Raw genomic sequence first — 20,392 nt, forward strand, 5'->3', positions numbered from 1 at the left:
GCCGAAGCCATGATCGGGCAGGATATGGATGCTGCGCAAAATCGCGCGGTCGCTTGAGCTGCATACACCGCGGCTCAAAGTGTTCTGTTCGATCAGGCATAGGGGCCGCCGAACAGGTCCCCGAGCGCCTTCCGCCGGAACAGCGTGCGCCACCGCCGCCGCTGATGCTCCGGCCGGTCGTGGATCATGTGACACCGCTGACAGAAGACCGCGAGGTTGGCGTCCGCGTTGTTTGAGGTGTCGTGGTCTCGATGAGCTGCGGCTAGGACCACCCGCGTCCGGCGCAACCTTCCGAGGATGTCGGCTCCTACCGCTATCTGGATCCGGCGGCCCCAGCCATCGCGCCAGCGTCCGGCGTCGGTGTCCCACCAGCGCCCATCGCCCAGAGGTGGTAGACCATCCGCCCATGCGGCCGCCCGCAGCCCTCGCAGCAGCCTCTCGCCCGGCCGAACCGGATCACGGCCGAGAGCTGCACCCAGTCGATAGGGTAGAAGAAGCGGTGCTCGGGCCGGATCGGCATGGGGGCCTGACTGTGCCACCGGCCGTGAAGAAAGCGTAGCGGTGAGGCGTTGGCTTGTTCGTTGGCTTAGGTCTGACGCTTCGCACCAGTGGCTGCAGGTAGCGAACTACCCTGAGCAAGGCGGTGGCTGCAGCTTGCTCCGCATCTGCTCTCCGGTCCGGGGTGAGGTTGATCAGGGGAACCAAGTCGGCGGCGGTCTGTGTTCCATAGATACTAGCGACGCGGAGATGATGCCGATGGCCAACCCTGGCATGCCCGATCCCGGCGGTCCCGATCTGCCGGCACCCGACGAGTCGCCGCCGACCGAACCCGTACCTGGCCATCCGCCGATGCCGGCTCCCGCACCTGATCCAGTGCCCGGTGATCCGGTCGGACCAGATCTCGTGCCAGGGGACCCGATTGGTCCTGGAACGCTCATCTAAGGCTGGCCGGTTAAGCGACAGAAAGCGGGTAGGTAACGCCGTTCCCGATTATCAGCTGACACGGGCACCTGAAGCCTTGGCGATCCAGCTCGCAACGATAGGGGCTTTTGCATCCCCCCGTGCGCTCAATTCTGCTCGTCAAACGCAGAAGGAGCCGCCCCTCCCCTCAATTGGAAAGAACGGCCTCCGTTTTTTATGCCGTTTGAACAGGCGAAACTAGTTTCAGTGAACATCCTTGAGGCGCTGGATCGCAGCGTCGTGATACCAGCCGCTTCCACATTCAGTCGAAACGATCTGCTCCGGCTTGGGCTTTAAAGCCACAGCTTTGTTCTCGTGGCGAAGACCTCCAGCGATCGTCATAATTTCCGCGAGGCGCTCAGCGACTGCGGGCAACCCATGAGAAGATTTCACAGTCATTTCATATCTTTCTTTAGGATGCTCGATCTCATTAAAATTAGACGACGCGAGCTTATAGTTTTAATATAGTCGCTTCCACAAATTGCCTAAGGAATATCCGCAAATTGATCAAAATATGTACATGCTGTATTTTGTGGCATGGGCTTGTATTTTGTAAGACCGCATTTCGCTAGGCCCTACAAATTGGCCGATTGGCGCTTTCAGTACGTGAACGAATTCGAACGATAGCCTCGACACCGACCCCGCCGCTCGCCATCTCGAGTGTATGCCCGCGCAGCACGACCAAACCTACGAACTACAAAAATAGCCCCCGCACCTTAGGCTGCGCGGAGGCTCGTATCCTGGATATTCCTGCGCTGATGGCTATCCCACCCAAACGCTATCAAGCCGATCCGGCTTTCACTGTGACGGGCTTCGGTTGCAAACCCGTTCAGCCGCCGCCACCGTTCCCACCAGCGCCACCGCTACCCGTCGAACCGACACGCGAGGGCTGGTCTTCGTTGCCAGCCGCTGCCGAGTCCTCCGAGATGCCATCGGCTGCTCGGCCCGTCGGCGAGTAGGTGGTGGCACCCTCATCGCCGGTCGAACCGGACTGGCGCGTGACGACACCCGGGGCGCCTGGCGGCACGATCACGGTGGTGGTGGTCGGGGTCTCGAAGACCTGTGCAGACACAGGGGTCGCAAGCGCCACGGCAAACGCCGCGGCGAGGATGAGCTTGGTCATAGGGTTCTTTCGGCTGTGGGCGTGGGGAACAGTCGATCGCGCGTGATGTGTCCCCACTGCAGTGTCACGGGGGCGGGCAATGAGAGCTTGATCAGCGCATACCTCTTTGAGGTCGATCGCTCGCAGATTAGTCCGAGCCATGCGGTAGGCGCGGGCGGCAGACCGATATGTCGAACGCCTGCGCGAGGCGTCAGAACGGGAGGTCGGGGTCATCGTCGAGGGCGGAGGTAAAGCCGTTCTCGATCACCTGCTGATCTCTGCCCTGGGCACTCCTCCCGTTACTCGCTTTCAGCCGCTGATCTTTGGGGGCCGCGAGGTCGACCCATTTGCTCGGGTTTCCTGGTCCGCTCGCGCCCCCGGAGGTAGCGGGAGATGTGATCCGCAGTGTGCTCGCTCATACCTATGAACATGGCTGCGGACCCGCCTCGATTGAAGCCGGCATCGGCGAAGAGGGTGGTGATCCCACCGCGGTTGGCAGCGCGCAGCTCCGAATCGTCGCTGGTGCGGTATCGTGCGCGCGGTCCTCAGCACCATCTCCGAAGCGCTGGCCCGCGGCCACTGGGTTGAGTTGCGCGATTTCGGCACGTTCTGCCAGCGCGACCGTAAGCCCGCGCCAGCCGGAACCCACGAACCGGCGATAGGGTAGCCATCCCGGCGAGAGCGCACATCCAGTTCAAGGCCGGCAAGGGGATGCAGGCCCGACTGAACCGGAAGCGGGTCGAGCCGGAGCCTGAGGCCGAGGTGCAACGCTTGTTGCGGGCGTCGTAGGACAAGGCTCGATGGATCTTCATCAAACCGCGGTCGACGCCATTCGCACGTGGGCCGCTGGCAATGAGAACGTCGCCGAGGTCTGGCTGTTCGGGAGCCGAGCGAAGGGCACCGCGCGACCAGACAGCGACGTCGATCTTGCCTTGGTGCTGGTGCCTGGAGCCCCAGGCGACCCGGGGCACGACTGGCCGGAGGGCAACTATCAGGCGCTCGGTGACCGGTGGGAGGCTGACCTAACAGACGTGATCCAACACGATGTGCATCTCAAGCGGTTTGCTCGTCCTGGCGAAAAGGAGAGCGCGAACGCGGCGTCAGCCAAGGCAACCGCCGTCCTACTCTGGTCTCGTGGCGGCTAACGCGCCGTCAGACGCTCACGATAGCGCAGCAGGCGCTTGGGCGACCGAGCGCTGATGACCCTCGTCGTGTAGAGGTCGGCATCTCGCAGGCGGCAGTTCCCGATCCAGAGATTGTCGTTCTCGTTTAGCCATGCTCGCATGAGCTGCATGTAGCGACGAATAGCAGGACGCTTCGCCCCGGGCGGTGGGAGAAGCCTGTTGTCCTCGACGCGCCAACGCGACAACACCGCCGAAAGGAAATCGGGCACACGGATGAGATCATCGACGAGCGCCGCGAGGCTCGCATCTGCGTTGGCGTGGTGCTTCATACCGATAATTGGTATCGGCTGGCCGGGACGGTTGGTCTGCCAAAGCCAATTGAAATTCAACGTCGTACAGGCGTAGAAGGCCCCGTCGCAGTAATTGGTCATGTCGTCGTCGTCTGGAAACCACGAAAACAGCTGGGTCGGCGTGTTTGCGACGAGCTTCCAACTGACATATGCGTTGAAAAGGCTGAGAAGTAGGACGCGCTCCAGCAGGTAGATGCTAAAATTCTTTTTGCGTGCTTCGTTGTAGAGCTTGCGCACGTGGCGGACGAAGCGATCCGGCGTGCCAGCCCACTTTATGCTGGAGAGCGTCTTCTCGAATAAGTCCCACACCGCGATTAGGTCGGCCTGACGGTCGTCACTGCGCAGAAAGCGGGAGTCGCGTGAGACCAGAAACACGAAGCAGAAGCATGTCCCGGTCTCGAAGAACCGCTTCTGCTCAGATGTTAAGCGTCCCGTCTGCTTGAAATCGCGCGGGAAGCATTGACTCAGAACCGCCCGAACCGGGTCGAGCCCTTGTTGCGAAACCGGGTACAGCGCGAAGGAGTAGACATCGTGCCCGGTCCCCCGCGTGGCGGTATTGAAGTCGCTGGCGATGATCCACCTGTCCGCGGTCAGATGTCGGCCTATGAAGGCGCGCAGAGCGTGCGCCCCGCCCTGCTGGAAGCTGCTATCTAGGTTGAAGACGAAGCGCCCCAGATCAAAGGCCATAGAAAGCCTCTAGGCGTCCGTGCGCCCCTCGACAACCTGAAGGGGCAATGCCACCTGTGCAGTATGCGCTACGCCCTAGCCGCCGTAATCCTCGCGACCGCCACAGTGTCCGCAGCCTCCGCACCGCACGCGCCGACAGTCAAGCGATTGATCGCCGCGTACATGAAAGCCGATGAAGGCTGCCGGGGCGTGCCGGGTGATACCGGCACACCAGAATGCGAGCGGCGCACTCGCCTTAACTCGCGGCTCAATCAGATCGGATGGTGCCTCGGAAAAGAGGGCCAAGGGCGAGCTGAGTTCGACTGGCACCGTTGCACAGACGGATCGTATTTCACGACCGATCTTCAATAAAACTACGCTTGCCCGGTGTTGGACACCATTGCGCCGGCACGACCGCGCAAACTCCGCTTCAGATCGGACATCAGCCCCGGCCCGTCCGTGGCGGCGGTCTGAATGTTGAAGTCGCCGTGGAAGTGGGTCTCAGCGCTCGACGTCCTGGAGCTGCGGTTGTCGTTGGTGGTGTTGGCCACCATTGCCGACTGCGCGGCCTGGGCTTGGGCTACGGCCGCCATAGCCCCAGCCTGTCGGGCTTGCAGGGCCGATGTCTTGGCGGGATCGGCCCCATAGGCGCCTGCGTTGCTCTTGTAGCCATCGGGCAACTGGAAATGCGGCACGTCTTTGAACTTGCCAAAGCTGTCGCCACCCCATTGTACCGGCACACCAAGTTCACTTGCAGCCTTTTTCATGGCGTCGTTGATCTTGGCATATTTCGCAGAGTCGAGATCCCCGACTGCGGGATCTCCGTCTGCACGAAGGTCAACGGCTCGACCAGTTAGGTGTTTACTACTGAACGTCTTGGACCAGCCGCGGGCGACCATCTCTTTTTGACGCTCAAGGGTGCGGAGCCCCTCGTGAATGTGGAAGCGAACCGCGCTGATCTCCTGCGCCCGCTTCACCACCCGCATCAGGTCGTTGTTCACCCCCGTGCCATCGGTCGGCAACGGCGAGCCGTCCGGGTTGCCTGTCGCAGAGGCCGCGGTCCTGGCCGAAGCACCACCACCCACCAGCTTATCCATCGCCGCCGCGGTACGGCCCGTGAAGTTGTCGGTACCAGCCGCCGCGTTCCAGCCCTCGGCACGCTCGTAGATCGAGGCGCCACGCGCCGCCTCCATCGGCGTCTTAGCCGCGTTCAATGCCGCCAGAGCGCGTCCCTCAGGACCGTGTAGTTCCTTCAGGGCATGCTGGAGCTGAGCATCAAAGTCTGGGTTGCCCTGGATCGGCACGCGCCGGTCAGCCGTGAGCCATTGGCCGATACCGTAGGCTCCGCTCCTCGGGTTGACGGAGGTGGGGCCGCCGGGCGCCTCGACGGCCGACCAACGCGCCACGAGCGCGCGTGCGCCGAGTTCGGAGACGCCGCCTTTCACCAGCGTGTCGATGGCGTGCTGCTGCCGCTCGGCCGTCCACCAGCCGCCGATACCGACATTGCCCGGGAGCTTCGTCCCACCTCGGCCCCGCTGCAATCGGCTCACGACTGCATGACGTGCGCGGGCGAAGATGCCGCCGCGGGCGGGCCGGTTCTCGCTGCTGTTCACGCCCGGCAGTTCATCGCCAGGGTTCATGCTGCCGCCCGGCACGCCGCCCGAGACGATGTTCTTTGACGGGTCGGCCGATGCAAGAGCGCCGGCTACGGCACCGAGCCCCAGCAGTCCCCACCCGATCGGCCCCATACGCAGCAAGGTGAGCCTCACAAGGGCAAGCTGCGCGAACAGTGGCGTGAACAGCGTGGCGATCTTGCTGGCGGCCCAGAGGCCAAAGAACGCCTCCGCGGCGATCTTCCAGCCGCCGATGCTTTTGGCTGCATCGTCTGCGCCACGGGCGAAGGCCAAGACGCCCTTGCCGATCCCTTCCCAGTCGATGGATCGGAGAGCTTGAGCAAACTCCTCGACCTTGGCCACGATCTCGGTTCGCAACCATTCCTTGTTCTGGTCCAGCCAATCGCCGAACCGGCGCATCAGGTCGGTCAGGACCGGCGTCAAAGCGGTGCTGATCTTCCGGGCGAAGTCGGTAATCCGGTCGGATAGGTCCTCGTACTGCTCGCCGAGGTGCTGCGCGGCGTCGGCATCCGCCTTGGACACCAGCCCTTGCCGCTGCGAGCGCGTGAGAGCCTTCTCGACAGCCGCCCGGCCCTTGAGCAGCAGGTTGATGGTGGCCTCGCTGTAGCCGGCCTGCCGGAGCAAATAGCTGGCCTGCGAGGCGCCGACCTTCTCGGCGGTTCCTTTGGCGGCTTCCGCGAGGTCACCGAAGGATTCCTCCAGCGTGCCGTTCAACCGGATCTGCTGACGGGAGATGCCCTGCAGCTTGGCGAAGGCCGGCAACGCCGAGCTGTTGCCGCTCGTGCGCAGTTCGTTGATGGTGTCGGATAACCGCTGGAACGAGGCAGCGCCCTCGCCGGCCGATCCGCCGATCCGCTTCACCGCGTTGTCGAAGGCCGCGATCCGGCCGGGCGCCACGCCGAGACGATCCGCCATCCGTCCCATGGCCGCATCGGCGTGACCGATGTCGGTGACAAACTGACCGATGGCCCTGCCGCCCGTGAAGATGGCGAGCAACTTGAGGGCGTTCCGGGCCAGCCGCTCGACGGCCTCGCCGGCACTATCCAGCGAACGCTCGATCTCCTTGCCTTCCTTGACCGCGCTCTCGCGGGTCTTGGCGAGGGACGCCATGGTCTGCTTCTGGCCCTTTATGAAGGCCGAAGGATCCAAGCCGAGACCCACATAAAGGGCGTCGATCATCGTCGCCATGGCTAGTCCTTCACGATGCGGAGGTGGATACGTTCCCGGCGCGCTTCGGCCAGGGCGGGCTCAGCCAAGTTCCGGAACTTCTCGACGCTGCCGCCGGCCCTAGCGAATGCGGCGAGGGTGCACATGGCGAAGTACAATTCCGGATCCGGGTCCGGGTCGTCGGACTCCTTCCACCAGCGCTGTGCGGATCGTTGCGCCTCAATGGCGGCCTGCACAGCAGGATCGGCGAGCAGATGATCGATTTCGCCCATGTCACTCCTCACGCCGCAACCCTGGACGCGGAGATGGTCGTGAACCACTTCCCTGCCGGTGACTCGCACTCAAGTTCATGCGCGATATTGTAGATGATCCACTTGCCACACGCGGGCTTGAGTTCGCTTTCAATCTCGATAGTGCCACCGTATTGTAGCGAAGGATTGAAAAGAACCGTCACCTCAACGCCGCCGGAGTTGAACGCGGGATAGCCGCGCATGCCAGTCGCAGTTGAAATCTTGATGGCATCGTCCTGCCGGGCCTTACCCTTCGGCCAGATCGCAACGACATCTCTATCGATCACCCACTGAATGCCGGCTGCTTTGGCTAGCCTGTGCATCTGCTGCCGCGCCGAGCCCCACAGGTACGGGTTTTGCACCCGGCAATTAACGCCGCTGTTTTCGAACCTGAAGCCCGACTGCTTGACGATCTGTTCGAACGTCTGAGCCACGTCCGCCGAGCCTCGAACGCTCGTGGGCATCGCGGGTTTGACGGCCGCGAGCAAGCCCGCCAAAGCCTCGACGCGGAAGCCGACCTCTGGCTGCGCGCGGGCGTCCACATACGCGCTCATGATCGTGCCCTGAAAAACCAAGCTGGGCGCCAGACCCTCCTCATGGGCGAAGACCGACACGTTGTTCTTGCCGACCGTCGTGAGGTCGCTCGGCAACGTTGTGAGTTGGTTCATCGTCGAGAGCGACAGCCCAAAGATGCCGATGCCCGCCCTGGCCATGTCGGGGCTGCCAGGCTGCTCGATCGCAACCGAGACGCGATGCCCTGTCAGGTACGCGGTGTTTCCACCGCCCTCAAACTCGCCGAGCGACAAGCTGAATTGCACGTCGATGTTCTTGCGCGCGAACGTCATCCCGGTGCCTTCTCAGAGGCCCCCGGCACGGACATGCGCGCCGGGGACGGTGTCGTGGGCTGAGACGGCGACGAACGCCGCCAGCGAGCCGCGTCGGCGATTTTGAGCGCGGTGCCGAGACCCGCGGCACGGGACGCGCCCCGTGCTGTCCGCGAGACCGAGAAGGCTGGACAGCGGCCCACTCGGCAGCCCCGCGGCATCGGGAGCCTGTGTCGCCGGCCACCAGGGCATGGCTAAGCCCCGCGCCGGCTGTCGGGTGTTACTTCTCGCGGCACCGCCCGACTGGCCGCGATCGGCGCGCACATCGCCGATGGAGTGAGCCGCACAATCGGCGGTTCAGCTCGGAAACTCGGCGGCCGCATCGAGATGCAGGGAAGCAATGGTCTCGCGATACTGGCGGGCACGGACATCGGTGCCGGCAGCTCGGCCGTCGCTGTCGCCGATCGCGCTCCAACCCGGAAGCGCGCTCTGGATGTAAAAACCCTCGAACACGTCCAAGACCTGTTCGATCTCCCGCCACGCCCGATAGCGTTCCTTCGCCTCCGCAATGAGGGCGGGCACCTTCGGATGGGTGCGGGCAACCTCCGCCACCGCATCGCACACAAGCCATGCGGTCATGTCGATGCCGTTCTTGATCCCCTCAAGCTCGAACGCCGTTTCGTCGCGCACGCCGCGGGCGAGGTCGGCCTCCTCCCCGGCTCGGGAGGCTTCCTCCTGAGCACGCACAACGCCGAAGCTCTCACGCCAATTCTCATCTGGAGCGTTGAATAGGCTCTGCCGCTTCGCGTCGGTCAGTTCCTTTTCCGCGGCCTGCTGGCGGCCCATGGCGGCATAGAGAACGTCGTGAGCGCGCCCCAGCCGAGCTTCTAGAGATGCGATGTGTTCGCGGCGCCGATGAGCATTGGCGATGGCATCGGCGAGTTTCTTCCGGGCTGCCTCGTGTAAGTTCACGGGCAGCAAGGCTGATGCGGCCAGGGCTGCAACTTGCGTCTCGGGCTCGACGGACGGATCGACTACGCGAAGCGGCGACTGCGGGGACTGTTTCGGCATGGTCCCGCTCCTCAGTAGCCGGTGCCAGTCAGGCGGCCGGCGTTGGGAAACCGCTCCCGGTACTCCTTCGCCTCGGCGCTATCGGTGGCCATGCCGCGGAGGCCGACCGTCCTGCCCGCACGGATCGCCTTACGGGCGGTCGGGCCGAGCCGCATGAACTCCTGCCGTGCCCGGTCCCCGAGGGCGGTATCCATCGCGGGCGTCGAGGCGCGCTCAGGCTGGGGCGTGTCGAGGGACGTGCCCTCAAGCAGGGCGTCCAACTCACGAAGGTCGCCCTCCGGCAGCTTCTCCATGTAGTAGCGCAGGATGATCTCGATTGCCTTCTGGTCCATGGTCGATCTCAAATCTTCTCGGAATGATATGCGGTCGTAGGCGAGTGCTGGGTGTTTGATGGTGGTGCTCCGATTGAGAGTATGTGTTTCGTCGAGGATGATTTCTCAGTCGGTCGTGGTGTCGAGGTGTCGTGTCAGAATGCGCCGCGGCGCCTGCGGCTGAACGCCAAGTTGCGGGCCCAGTCCATGGCTTCCGGTGGGACTTCGATAACCCGCTGCTGATCCATCGCTGCCAGCACCAGCACGCCGGCTACAGCGTTCACCACGTCGTCGTGAGCCCCGGGAGCATGGTCGATGCTGTCCCGCCCGCCCCGGGCCGTGCGCCGCTCCAGAGTGATGAGCTGCGTGGCCAGTACCGGCACATCCAGCAATTCGACCTCGCCGGAGTTCAGCTTCGGCAGCAGGTCGATGTAGATTTGGCTCTTGGGCTTCTCGGATGGCTCGTAGGTGATGCCGTGCCGCTGGAAGCTCTCCCGCGGCCACTCACCGGCATACCGGTCGCCAACCACCCTGCTAAGGCCATAGCGCTTCAGCAGGTCCGAGAACTCCGACACAACCGCCTCGGGCGAGAACGGCGCTTTGCGCTCTCGCATCGCATCCAGGACGACACGCTCGTCTTCCCGGTGGCCGATCGCCAACGTCATGGAATCCGATGCCCCGCCCGAGGGATCGACGAACGCGTGGTATGTGAGGCCCGTCAGAGGCGCGCGCTCGATCACGCTGCGCGGGATGGCGGCTTCAACGACCTCGCGGGAGACGAAGGTCTCCACGTCGCTGCGGAACTCCGCCAGGTACTCGGCCGAGGCGCTCGGGAGATCCCGCGCCAAGGCCTCGTCGATCACCCGCTGCGGCACGCTGGGGTTCATGGTGCGGGTCGCAGCACGCCACACCAGCACCGGGGCATCGTCCCGCCCGTGATACCGCTGGAAGGCATCGTAGAGGGCACCACGCCGCGCGTAGGGCGAGGAGGCGCACAGCATCATCCCGTTCGGGATCGTCGCCATGGCTGGGCGCAGGGCGTCGAGGATCTCGTAGTCGGGGCTGGCCGAGGTATCGGAGGGCCAGAAGGCCAGCTCATCGCACAGAGCCGCTGCCAGGGTGCGCCCGCGGACGGCACGGTAGGAGGAGGTACCGACCTCGATCGTCACCCGGTTGGTGAGGTCGAATTCGTCCGCCGTCTCCCGCTCGACCATGCGCGCCAGCATCGGCACCTCGGTGAGCAGACCCTTGATGTACCGGAAGATGGTCCGGGCCTGCCGGCGGTCGGTGGCGATGATCAGGATGGTCGCCCGCTCTCCCGGGGCAAGGTACCGCCGGTAATCACGGAAGCAGGCGAGGTAGACGGCGATCAAGGCCAGCACGAAGCTCTTGCCGGCCCGGCGCCCGCAGATCAGCCACGCCTCGCTGTGGGCATCCGCTGGAGCCTCGGTACGGCCCGTACAGGCGCGGTAGGTCTCGGCCTCGGTCTCGGACAGCGGCAGGCCGAACAGGGCGCCCACGAAGCCCCTCCAGGCTGCCCAGGTGTCGGCATCCTTGAACCAGGGCCCGAACAGCTTCGGGTCGGACATGGCCTGAAGCAGGTTCATGCGGCCGGCCTCGCGTCGATGTAGTCCCGGAGATCGGGGGTCACGTCGCGGGGGCGACGCCGCAGGCCGATGGCCTCCAGCAGCCGGCGGAGGTTGCCGGAGGTGCGGCTGTAGAGATCCAGTGCGTCGGCATCGGCCTCGCCGTCCGTGGCGAACCGCTCCTCCATCCGCTCCAGTTCGACGGTGAGTGTCGCAGCCCGGCGGATGATGGATTTCTCGGCAGCCGACACCGCGCCCTCCCCGCCGAGGTCAGACAGGTGCAGGGCCATGAGGTCCCGCATGCGCCGAGCCCAGCCCGAACGCCCGTCCACGTTCTGCAGCAGCACGCTGCCGTTGGTGACGCGGCTCCGGTGCGACGGCTTCTGAACTGCAATGGTCGGGCTATCTGCCACCGATCCGCGCGCCTTATTGAACATCGGTTGGATAAGATAGCGCTAATATTGTGCTAAGTCATTGGCATGTAACGGTTCACTGCGCTCCACTGCAGTGTTTGTTTGCCGTGAGACGGCAATTTCTCCGCGGATGCAGCTTTAATCGGCGAGTTTTGCTTGGATCGACGCGTCTCATTCCGGCGGTTTCCCCTGCCCTCTCAATCGACCGGACAAAACGGACAAAGCGGACAAATGTCCCAGCTGTCCGGCTGTCCGTTTCCGGACGGACAGGACAAGGACACTAGGAAGTGTCCTGTCTGTCCGGTCCCGGATGTCCGGTTAGTCCGTGTCCGGCTTGAGCCAGAGGTGGTCGATGCCACCGATGGCGACGGAGCCGATCAGGCTGCGACCGAGGCAGGTCTCGACGGCTCGCTTGAAGGCCTTGCGCTTGGCTTCAGCCCGCTTGGCGTCGTCGTCACCGTCGGCCGGATAGATCGTGCTGAAAGCGGTCCTGACGGTTTGCAGGGGGACAGCGCGAACTTCGGCACCTTCCGACCCGAACGGCCAAGCGCGGCTACCGTGATCCACGAGGCTGGCGAGCAGCGCCTCTCGGAAGACCTTCAGCGACGTGGGCCAGCGCTCCTTGGCTGCCGTGACGGCCGTGGCGGAAATCTGATCCGTCTGCCAGTTCACGATGCACGTCGTGATCGGCTCGCGGTCGTAGGTCTCACCGACGGTGATCACCTCCAGCGAATAGGGAATTTCGTAGCCGCAGCGCCCTCCCCGGACCTTCCGGATCGCCATGCGAGTGTTGCTGATCGTGCCGGCCTCGTCCCGGCTGGCGAGCATGGCCAGCACCACGTCGGCGGCAGCCTCCTTCGCCGAGCTGCCCCGTGTGCCGGTCTCTACGGCCTTGCCGAAGTGATCCACGCCCAGGACGAAGGCGCCGGTCTGGTGGCTCAAGGCCTCCATGGCGTTCATCACGCGCTGCGTTTCAGCAGCTGAATTTTCGTCCGTGAAACCCGCACCGGCGGCGACGGTGTCGATCACGATCAATGCGAGCGGCAGGTCGAAAACTTTGGCCAAGTGCTCGGCCGCCATCTTCGCCACCGTGGCGAGCTGCGGCACGGCATCGGCATCGAGCAGGCGCGGGCATTCCTCAATCCAGGCGAACGGCAACCGATCCGGCGCGTCTGGCCCGAGCTTGCCTTGAACGATGCCTCGAAGCCGGATCGGGATTTCAAAGGATCCCTCCGGCGCGATGAACAGGACGCCGCCCTGCCGCATCACCCGCTTCCCCGCGAAGGGGCTACCAGTCATCACGGACGCGCTGAGGTCGAGGGCGCCGAACGTCTTCCCGCCACCCCACACGCCAGCGAGCAGGCCCTTGCCTGTCTCGAATACTATATCCCGCACGAGCCACGCTCGGTCGGCGTTCGGATCCGCGTCGCCGTGCCAGCGGATGCTGATGCCCGTTCGGGAGTGGGGCGGGACATTGTCACGACCCTTGCTCCGCGGCACGGCGTCAGGGTCCGGGCCGGGCCAGCCGTGAAACCGGTCCGAATCGTCCAGCGAGGAGCCGTTGAACGCGCGTTCTGACATCACGCTCCTCCGCGCGAGCCCGTCGGGCGGAGCGTTGCGGCGGTATCCGCGGCGCTGGCGATGGCAATGGCGGCCTGACGCAGGGCGTAGTTGACGCCTCTGCTGTCCCCGATAGCAGCCAACTCCGCCGCCGTGCGGGCGTAGGTCTCGGCGATGCCGGCGGCCTCCACGATGGCCTCAAAGGTATGGGCGAGCATAGCCGCCCGCTCCGGATTGCGGATCGGCGCGTTCATGCCCGTCCTCCATCGAAAGTTCGGGCGAAGGCCCGCAGCGCGTCGCGCTCTGATGCTTCGGCGACTTGCAGCGCCGCCAACATCGTGTCTGGAATGTGCTGCTTGATCGCCGCCTCCACGAGGTAGCGGAGATCATCAGGCGGCAGCGCATCCAACTCGACGCTGTCGCCCTCAAAGCCAATCGCGTGGGAGTTGCCCTCCCGCTTCGTCGGCCGGCTCGGAAGGCCCAGGATCCGGATCTGCTCCGGGGTGACCGCCATACGGGTGAAGGTCACGTTCTCGGCGTAGACAGAGTCCGCTGCGATCTCATTGATATAGGTGAACAACTTCCGCTGCGTGGCGGCGCTGGCCGCTACCCCGCTCGGGTCATGGTCGCCGAACTCGTAGATCACGCACGGGCGACCGTCGGCGCAGATGCCCTCGGCGGCCTCGTGCAGGTAGGAGTCGGAAGCGAAGCCTCGGGAGACGTACAACGGCACGTCGTAGACCTGCGTCACGTCCATAATGATACCAGCCAGCGCATCCTTCTCGCACCAGACCTCGACCCGCTCCTCCACCTGAGAGAAGACGGATCGGCGATAGGTCTCAGCGGTGAGGTACAACGCGTGCTCAACCCCATGGTAGGTGCGCGGCCGGCGAACCCACCGGGTGTTGTCGGAGATATCGGCCCAAGGGATCACGCCGTCGCGGCGCAGCTTCAGGAGCTGGTGGCCGACCATGGCGTAGGACTGCTCGGTTTTATCGACGATGCCCTGGACCGTGAGCGCGTAGAACAGCTGTCTCAGCGTCATCGGCTTCTGCAACGCCACAGTGTTCACCATAGCGCGGCGCATAACGGCCAACTCCATCTTAGAGCGGCGCTGGCGCTTTATCGAGCTAGCTGGATAAAGCGGGTTCGCGGAGGGGGCGCTCACGCGCGCCCCCAACGATCCGCCACGGAATAGGCGTGGGCCGCGATCACTGCGGCAAGGCTGGGGCTGAAATCGTAGCGGGCTCGGAGCCGCGCGGTCTGGATTTCGAGCGGGCTGAGTGCTATTTCAGAAGCGTCGGTCTGCCGAGCGACATCTTCTGAGGGACGTGAGCGCTGGCCGGCGCTCCGTCCCTCAACTATTTTCAGGGCCATCGTGCTACGCGGCCTCCCTCTTCGCGACAGCTTCGGCGGCTCGCCGGAGCGAGGTTGGAAGCGGGTGGTCCTGGATGCTCTGGCGCCAAGCCGCCTCATCCTGCGGGAAGATGATCACGCGCCGGCCGACGCGCGTTGACTTGGGCGCGCGGCCGATGGCCTTCAGGTAGAAGTAAGAACTCTCGCCGATCTTGTTTCGGGCGCAGAACTCCGGAACGCTGATTGCGCTGGTGTCTTCAGATCGGACGATCTGAATAGTGCGGGGGACTGCGGTCGCAGTCTAATCCGCCTGAACCTGAACACTCTTGCGAGGCATCGGGCCAACTCCGTGAACCGGCGAAATGCGCGGTGGAGTAGAGATGCCTGCGTCTCGGCCCGATCGGGATCCCCGAACTAGGGTCGGTACTTATTCGGGTAGGTTGCATTCCGCTTGCGCGCTCGGATCAATAAGATCCTCGCACCATTCAGACACCTTCTTGGTGAGTCTCTTTGCATCGGTGTCGAGGCCCCATCCGACAAGTAGCAGCCGGGCGACGGCAGCGTGCGGAAAGTCGGTTGGAAAAGGTCCAAAATAATCCTGAACCAACGTCGTTATTTTTCGAGCTGTGCCGCGAATTTTGTCATCTCCGCGCTTGCCACTACTTCTCTGAACTATGCGCGGGTTATGTTTCATTAGGCGCTCTTCGCCCTTTTGGCGAAGATAGTCGTGAACCATTGCGAGGGCGGCTTGTAGGTCCGGCTTGTGTTGAATTGTGATGTCGCCTTCCTTGTAGATCCCACATAACTCTGCCGCGTCGAAGCACTGCTGAGCCCAGGAGTTCACCGATGATTGGGTTCCGTGTGGCGGGTTCTGGGCGAATTCGGTCACGATCTCGCAGAACAATGCCGCCGCAAGGTGGTCGAAGACGGTCAGCTCTGCAGTGTCCAGATCGTATTCCAGCCATGAATAGCCGCCGGGAATGCTCAGCATTGTGGCCTTCAATGGCTCTGGTAGACCTAGTTGAGCTAGCGGATCACCGAAGGTTAGATTTCCAAGCCGGTCGGCGGACAGCCGGCCGTAGCTGCGGAAATAGTAAGGTATTGACGTGTCGAAATGCTGTCGGTGGACGGAGAGCTTTCTGAGTGAAGGCCAAACATCGTCAAGACGCCTGTCTGTTAGCAGGCGGTTCGAGCATTCATTCCTCATCGGAGCGACGGAGGCAATAAGGTCTATGCCGCAAGGCAGTCTGGATTTTGCTGTGATGCTCATCCAGCGCTCCGGAATTGAGTCGGAGCCGGCGTGATCAGGGAGACGGCCGCGAGCGCAGCTAGTTCGTCCAGGGCCGTGACGATGTACGCGGAATAGTGCGCCTCAATCATCGCGGTGGAGGTGTCATGAAGCGCGGCCACAAGGCGAACCGGCAGGTTGGCTCGCAGGCCGCGGACAATACTGCTGTGGCGCAGCGCGTAGGGCACGAGGTCGCCTGGCAGTCCGGCCTTCTCAAGTACGGATTTCCATGTCCGGGCCATCTCAGTGGCATTTCCCCACGGTACTCGGCCGACCTTCTGCTGAACCCGCACGGTTACAGTCTGCCACCGCGGACGTAGGAGCAGGGTCTCCGTTCCGCGGCGGCCGACTAAGATGGGTCGCAGGGTGGCGATTACGTCCGGGGCGACACGGATCCCGATATGAGAAGTCTGGCGGCTGCCAGTGCCCTTCCGGCTCAAGGGGACCATGAGCCGGTTCTGCTCGACCTGCACGTCCGCAACGGTCATCCGAGTGACCTGCGAGAACCGGAGGCCGGTCGCTGCCAGCACGATGACGAGCCGGTGCAAGTCCCCCTCCCAGCCCCCTTCCGCGTCCACCTCGGCCGTAGCGGCCACGATGCGCCGAACATCGGCATCCGGAAGGATCTGGGCTTCGCGGGCGACCGGCGCGGACGCCGTCTGAGCTGCGAGCCCGTTGCGGATCGTCATGCCAATCGCCGCGGGCAGCTGCGGGGCATATCGCCGGACTGCTGCGTTCAGGGCTGCCCGGAAGTCGTTGGTGATTCGTCTCACGCTGGCGTCCGTCAGCGTAGCCGAAGCAGCGGCTCGCCAGCCATGGAGGTCGTCGACGGTGAGCGCCTGAAGAGCCTTGTCAGCGAGATCAGCTGTCAGCACGTGCCGTGCCAATCGGGACCGGGTGTGCCGGCGCAGAGGCAGGCCGTTCCTGATCTTCGCTTCTTTGGTCTCGCAGCTCTCGATGTAGGCACTGACGGCGTCGCGCACGGTAATCGTCGGCCCGAGCGCCGCGATCCGCTCGGCTTCCTCGACCTCCCGGATCCTGCCGCGCGCCCGCGTCTGCGCCTGCTGAAAGGTCAGCACGGTGGTCCCGTTGGCAGTCTGCCGATCATCGGCACGGCCGAGCGCTTCGACCACGTACCGCTCGTTGCCGAGATATCGGCGGGCGACCCACGTCCCGCCGGTCTTGCCCTTCCGGTAGCCGAGGTGAAGTCCTCGATCGATGGACCGGAAATAAGGTTTCGCCTGTGACTTCAGTTTCGCTCGCGCCGTAGGCGAGTCCAGAACGGCGTCACGTACTCGGTTGGCCATGGATCAGATCCTGTCCAATTTGCGTCCAATATGCGGGCGTGGAGTTGAGTGAACAAGAGAGGATTGCAGCAAGCTAAGATACAAACGCCAGCACCGCGCAGTGAGCTTCGGTGGACTATAGCTTTTCCCTATGACGGCATCTCCACGGCGATCATCTCCTCGGTGAAGAGCGTCGGCTACGGCTCCGGCAATCAGAAGCTGCCCGTGGTCAGCGGCCAGGATGCAGAGCTGCAATCGGTCAAGTCGATCATCGCGGGCGAGCAGACCGCGACGATCTTCAAGGATACCCGTGAACTCGCGAAGGTCACGGTGGCGATGATTGACGCCATCGAATCCGGCAAGCAGCCGGAGGTCAACGACGCGAAGACCTACAGCAACGGCAAGAAGGTCGTGCCGTCCTACCTGCTGACGCCGGTCATCGTCACCAAGGACAATTGGAAGCCGGTCCTGGTCGACTCGGGCTACTACACCCTCGACCAGCTCAAGTGAGCGCCGCGGGGCCGGATGCCGGCCCCTCCGAGACCGCGCCGGCTCTCCGTCGGCGCGGGGCCCGTTCCAAAGACCGAGCCGCAAGGGGTCGCATGCAGCCCGTCCTCGAAATGCGGGGAATTTCCAAGTCGTTCCCCGGGGTCAAAGCCCTCGACGACGTCAACCTCACCGTCGCGCCCGCGGAGATTCACGCCCTGGTGGGCGAGAACGGCGCCGGCAAGTCGACGCTCATGAAGGTGCTGAGCGGCGTCTATCCGCACGGCTCCTACGCGGGCGAGATCGTCTACGAGGGCCGCCCCGGCCATTTCCGCAACATCTCCGACAGCGAGCGCCTCGGCATCGTGATCATCCACCAGGAGCTGGCTCTGGTGCCGTTCCTATCGATCGCCGAGAACATCTTCCTCGGAAACGAGCCGGCCCGGTTCGGGGTGATCGATCAGGATCAAGTCTACACCCGGTCGCGCGAATTGCTGGCCACCGTGGGGCTCGACGAGAGCCCCGACACGCTGGTGACGCATCTGGGCGTCGGCAAGCAGCAGCTCGTCGAGATCGCCAAGGCGCTGTCGAAGAAGGTCAAGCTGCTCATCCTCGACGAGCCGACCGCGTCCTTGAGTGCGACGGACAGCGAGGCGCTGCTGCGGCTCCTCCTGAGCTTCAAGGACCAGGGCATCGCCTCGATCCTGATCACGCACAAGCTCAACGAGATCTCGAAGGTCGCCGACCGGATCACGGTCCTGCGCGACGGCACCACCGTCGAGACGCTCGACTGTCGGCGCGAGGCGGTGGACGAGGACCGCATCATCCGGGGCATGGTCGGGCGCACGATGGCGAATCGCTATCCGGTGCGCACGCCGAACATCGGCGAACTGCTGATGGAGGTGCGCGACTGGACGGTCCATCACCCGATTCATCCCGACCGGACGATGGTGCGCGGGGTCAACCTGACCGTGCGCCGGGGCGAGATCGTGGGGATCGCCGGCCTGATGGGCTCGGGGCGGACCGAGCTCGCCATGAGCCTCTTCGGCCGCTCCTACGGGCAGGGCATCAGCGGCACCGTGCGGATCGACGGCGCGGAGGTCGACCTCTCGACGATCGACAAGGCGATCGCCGCGGGAACCGCCTACGTCACCGAGGACCGCAAGCAGCTCGGCCTCGTCCTGGGCGAGGACATCGCCAAGAACACGACGCTCGCCAACCTGCCGGGCGTCTCCCGGGCCGCGGTGATCGACGAGGACGCCGAGTACCGGGTCGCGAGCAGCTACCGCAGCAAGTTGCGGATCCGCTCCTTCGGCGTGGCGCAGCAGACCATGAATCTCTCGGGCGGCAATCAGCAGAAGGTCGTGCTGAGCAAGTGGCTGTTCACGGGCCCGAAGGTGTTGATTCTGGACGAGCCGACACGCGGCATCGATGTCGGCGCGAAATACGAAATCTACAGCATCATCAACGCGTTGGCGGAGGAAGGCCGGGGCGTGCTGGTGATCTCGTCCGAGATGCCCGAGCTGCTCGGCCTGTGCGACCGAATCTACGTGATGAACGAGGGGCGCTTCGTGGGCGAGTTCCTGCGCGAAGACGCTAGCCAGGAAGCGATCATGCGCGCGATCATGCGCTCCAAGGACCTGAACGGATGACCGATATCCCAGTGAGCAAGCCCATGATTCCCGCCACCGAAGGACGCTCCGGCATCCTGGCTGCAGACACGCCGCGTGCCCAGCGCGGCTTCCTGCCGATGGCGCAACTGCGCGACTACGGGTTGGTCTTCGCGCTGGCGGTCATCACGCTGTTCTTCGAGTACACGACCGGCGGCGTGCTGTTCCAGCCGCTGAACCTCACCAACCTCATCCTGCAGAACAGCTACGTCGTGGTGATGGCGCTGGGGATGCTGCTGATCATCGTGGCGGGGCACATCGATCTCTCGATCGGCTCGGTGGTCGGCTTCGTGGGTGCGCTCGCGGCCTTGCTGATGGTCCGGTTCGGGTTCGATCCGTTCACCGCTACGTTCATCTGCCTGACGGTGGGCGCCGCCATCGGCGGGCTGCAGGGCTGGTTCGTCGCTTATCTCGGCATCCCGAGCTTCATCGTCACCCTGGCCGGCATGCTGGTGTTCCGCGGCATGACGCTGGCCCTTCTTCAGGGCGCCTCGATCGGCCCCTTTCCCGAGGTATTCCAGCTCCTCGCCAAAGGCTTCCTCGCCAACGTCGCCGGCCCCTGGACCGCGCTGCTGATCGCGCTCGCCCTGTCGTTGACATTCGTCGGCCTGAACTGGCGGCGCCGCGCCGCGCGGGTCCGCAACGGCGGTGAGGTCGAGTCCGGGGCGTCGTTTATCCTCCGCAACGGCGTGGCCACGATCGTGATCCTCGCCTTCGCCTACCAGATGAGTGCCTATCGCGGCCTGCCGAACGTGCTGCTCGTGATGTTCGTGCTGGTGATACTCTACGGCTTCGTCACGACCCGGACGACGATCGGGCGGCGGATCTACGCGCTCGGCGGCAACATCAAGGCGGCACGGCTCTCCGGTATCAAGACCGAGCGGCTCACCTTCCTGACCTTCGCCAATATGGGCGCGCTGGCGGGCCTCGCCGGCATGATCTTTGCCGCCCGGCTCAACACCGCGACCCCGAAGGCTGGCGTGGGCTTCGAGCTCGACGTGATCGCGGCCTGCTTCATCGGCGGCGCATCGGCCTCCGGCGGCATCGGCAAGGTCTCGGGGGTGGTGATCGGCGCGTTCATCATCGGGGTGATGAACAACGGCATGTCGATTATGGGCATCGGCGTCGACTACCAGCAGGTGATCAAGGGGATCGTGCTGCTCGCCGCCGTCTGCCTCGACGTCTACAACAAGAATAAGGGTTGATCGGGCGGACGACGCTCTGACGGCGATTTCGGGTTTCCCAAGT

Annotated in this window: 17 protein-coding genes and 3 pseudogenes; 5 read left to right on the forward strand and 15 right to left on the reverse strand. The window is 64.1% G+C overall.

Translation table 11 applies throughout. The annotated features are described in order from the left end of the window. Positions 1 to 92: 92 nt before the first annotated feature. Both MKK75_RS04845 and MKK75_RS04850 read right to left on the reverse strand, forming a co-directional pair. Positions 93 to 520 (reverse strand): annotated as a pseudogene (locus MKK75_RS04845) (hypothetical protein). A gap of 1,269 nt (positions 521 to 1,789) precedes the next feature. Next, complete coding sequence (locus MKK75_RS04850) at positions 1,790 to 2,083, reverse strand: hypothetical protein (protein ID WP_244041497.1); 294 nt, start codon at positions 2,081 to 2,083, stop codon at positions 1,790 to 1,792. 511 nt (positions 2,084 to 2,594) lie between these two features. Between MKK75_RS04850 and MKK75_RS36310 the strand changes: the two are divergent. Together MKK75_RS36310 and MKK75_RS04855 are read left to right on the forward strand one after the other, a co-directional pair. Continuing rightward, positions 2,595 to 2,851 (forward strand): annotated as a pseudogene (locus MKK75_RS36310) (HU family DNA-binding protein). A gap of 11 nt (positions 2,852 to 2,862) precedes the next feature. Continuing rightward, entirely contained in the window at positions 2,863 to 3,207 is a 345-nt protein-coding gene (locus MKK75_RS04855; RefSeq protein ID WP_244041498.1) for a nucleotidyltransferase domain-containing protein, read from the forward strand. On the opposite strand, the gene MKK75_RS04860 is transcribed toward MKK75_RS04855, so the two are convergent. From MKK75_RS04860 to MKK75_RS04920, 13 genes are all read right to left on the reverse strand, one after another. Beyond that, positions 3,204 to 4,223, reverse strand: coding sequence for a hypothetical protein (locus tag MKK75_RS04860; protein WP_244041499.1), 1,020 nt, complete (start codon positions 4,221 to 4,223; stop codon positions 3,204 to 3,206). The two genes, MKK75_RS04855 and MKK75_RS04860, sit on opposite strands and share 4 nt — an antisense overlap. Before the next feature lie 353 nt (positions 4,224 to 4,576). Next, complete coding sequence (locus MKK75_RS04865) at positions 4,577 to 7,024, reverse strand: M15 family metallopeptidase (protein ID WP_244041500.1); 2,448 nt, start codon at positions 7,022 to 7,024, stop codon at positions 4,577 to 4,579. Positions 7,025 to 7,026: 2 nt separating this feature from the next. Beyond that, complete coding sequence (locus tag MKK75_RS04870; RefSeq protein ID WP_244041501.1) at positions 7,027 to 7,275, reverse strand: hypothetical protein; 249 nt, start codon at positions 7,273 to 7,275, stop codon at positions 7,027 to 7,029. An 8-nt stretch (positions 7,276 to 7,283) separates the two neighbouring features. Then, positions 7,284 to 8,138: a baseplate hub protein gene (locus MKK75_RS04875; protein WP_244041502.1), complete on the reverse strand. Its 855-nt coding sequence runs from the start codon at positions 8,136 to 8,138 to the stop codon at positions 7,284 to 7,286. A gap of 336 nt (positions 8,139 to 8,474) precedes the next feature. Next, a complete protein-coding gene (locus tag MKK75_RS04880; protein ID WP_244041503.1) occupies positions 8,475 to 9,188 on the reverse strand; it encodes a hypothetical protein in 714 nt (237 codons plus the stop codon). An 11-nt stretch (positions 9,189 to 9,199) separates the two neighbouring features. Next, complete coding sequence (locus tag MKK75_RS04885) at positions 9,200 to 9,520, reverse strand: hypothetical protein (protein ID WP_244041504.1); 321 nt, start codon at positions 9,518 to 9,520, stop codon at positions 9,200 to 9,202. A gap of 134 nt (positions 9,521 to 9,654) precedes the next feature. Continuing rightward, on the reverse strand, positions 9,655 to 11,106 hold the full coding sequence (locus MKK75_RS04890; protein ID WP_244041505.1) for a hypothetical protein: 1,452 nt from the start codon (positions 11,104 to 11,106) through the stop codon (positions 9,655 to 9,657). After that, complete coding sequence (locus MKK75_RS04895) at positions 11,103 to 11,498, reverse strand: hypothetical protein (protein WP_244041506.1); 396 nt, start codon at positions 11,496 to 11,498, stop codon at positions 11,103 to 11,105. Before MKK75_RS04895 ends, MKK75_RS04890 begins: the two co-directional genes overlap by 4 nt. A 318-nt stretch (positions 11,499 to 11,816) precedes the next feature. Then, a complete protein-coding gene (locus tag MKK75_RS04900) occupies positions 11,817 to 13,079 on the reverse strand; it encodes an ATP-binding protein (protein WP_244041507.1) in 1,263 nt (420 codons plus the stop codon). After that, a complete protein-coding gene (locus MKK75_RS04905) occupies positions 13,079 to 13,312 on the reverse strand; it encodes a hypothetical protein (protein WP_244041508.1) in 234 nt (77 codons plus the stop codon). The genes MKK75_RS04900 and MKK75_RS04905 overlap by 1 nt, the downstream gene beginning before the upstream one ends. Further along, positions 13,309 to 14,121 (reverse strand): hypothetical protein, encoded by an 813-nt coding sequence (locus MKK75_RS04910; RefSeq protein ID WP_244041509.1) that lies wholly within the window; start codon positions 14,119 to 14,121, stop codon positions 13,309 to 13,311. The genes MKK75_RS04905 and MKK75_RS04910 overlap by 4 nt, the downstream gene beginning before the upstream one ends. Positions 14,122 to 14,841: 720 nt before the next feature. Next, positions 14,842 to 15,684, reverse strand: a complete 843-nt coding sequence (locus MKK75_RS04915; protein ID WP_244041510.1) for a hypothetical protein — start codon at positions 15,682 to 15,684, stop codon at positions 14,842 to 14,844. Further along, positions 15,681 to 17,009 carry a tyrosine-type recombinase/integrase gene (locus MKK75_RS04920; protein ID WP_244041511.1) on the reverse strand — a complete coding sequence of 443 codons (1,329 nt, stop codon included), beginning with the start codon at positions 17,007 to 17,009 and terminating at the stop codon, positions 15,681 to 15,683. The genes MKK75_RS04915 and MKK75_RS04920 overlap by 4 nt, the downstream gene beginning before the upstream one ends. Positions 17,010 to 17,135: 126 nt before the next feature. Between MKK75_RS04920 and MKK75_RS04925 the strand changes: the two are divergent. The 3 genes and pseudogenes from MKK75_RS04925 to mmsB form a co-directional block, all read left to right on the forward strand. Then, a pseudogene (locus MKK75_RS04925) lies at positions 17,136 to 17,498 on the forward strand (sugar ABC transporter substrate-binding protein); the annotation flags it as partial. Between the two features lie 92 nt (positions 17,499 to 17,590). Further along, positions 17,591 to 19,126, forward strand: a complete 1,536-nt coding sequence (mmsA, locus tag MKK75_RS04930) for a multiple monosaccharide ABC transporter ATP-binding protein (RefSeq protein WP_244041512.1) — start codon at positions 17,591 to 17,593, stop codon at positions 19,124 to 19,126. Then, positions 19,123 to 20,349 carry a multiple monosaccharide ABC transporter permease gene (gene mmsB, locus MKK75_RS04935; RefSeq protein WP_409567526.1) on the forward strand — a complete coding sequence of 409 codons (1,227 nt, stop codon included), beginning with the start codon at positions 19,123 to 19,125 and terminating at the stop codon, positions 20,347 to 20,349. Before mmsA ends, mmsB begins: the two co-directional genes overlap by 4 nt. Positions 20,350 to 20,392 lie beyond the last annotated feature (43 nt).

The sequence above is a fragment of the Methylobacterium sp. J-030 genome, from assembly GCF_022829545.1.
Taxonomy (GTDB): domain Bacteria; phylum Pseudomonadota; class Alphaproteobacteria; order Rhizobiales; family Beijerinckiaceae; genus Methylobacterium.